This is a genomic window from Mesorhizobium alhagi CCNWXJ12-2 (assembly GCF_000236565.1).
Classification (GTDB): Bacteria; Pseudomonadota; Alphaproteobacteria; order Rhizobiales; family Rhizobiaceae; genus Allomesorhizobium; species Allomesorhizobium alhagi.
Genome location: NZ_AHAM01000231.1, coordinates 1 through 600 on the forward strand (window position 1 = coordinate 1; position 600 = coordinate 600).

The 600-nt window shown below is 67.3% G+C and carries 1 protein-coding gene; it reads left to right on the top strand.

What is annotated here, in order from left to right:
• Positions 1-600 (top strand): hypothetical protein (locus MAXJ12_RS37790; protein ID WP_008838946.1); only part of this gene is annotated, 600 nt, incomplete at both ends.

The window sequence follows — 600 nt, forward strand, 5'->3', positions numbered from 1 at the left end:
ATGTTTTCGGCGACAGCGGCGCGTCGGTGGTGTTCGGCGGCGAGGTCCGCCACGACAATCGCGACGGGACCCATTTCGCCGGCTCGGTGCGGCTAACGATCCCGCTCGGCGGAACGGAGCGCGCCGGGAGCGACACCGGTCCGGAGCCCGCCTATGCTGTCAGCGAGGGCCTGCGCAAGCGCGCCAACGAGCGCGTTCGCGGCGATATCGGCGTGCGGGTCGACAACGTCGAGAGCGGCAGTTCGCTGAGCCGCCGAGCGATAAACGCGCGCACGGGACAGGCGTTCGGCTTTTTCTTCGCCGCCGACGGGGAGAACACGCTCGGCCTGGGCACGCTCGGAGACCCGACCACGTTGGACGACGCGGTCGAGAGGGCGAGGCTCAATCCAGGACTCAATGATTTCGTCGTCGCGCTTGGTGGATCCGGCAATCTGCTTACCGAAGGCCTCACGCTGCAGAACGGCCTGACCGTCATTGGTGGCGGGCAGTTGGTGCTGGTGCGGCTCCATCCGCTTTCCGGCGGCGGGACAACTACCTTTGGCTTCGGCGGCAGCGACGGAACAATCGAAGGCACGGACGCCGCAACTCCGGTCATCTCGC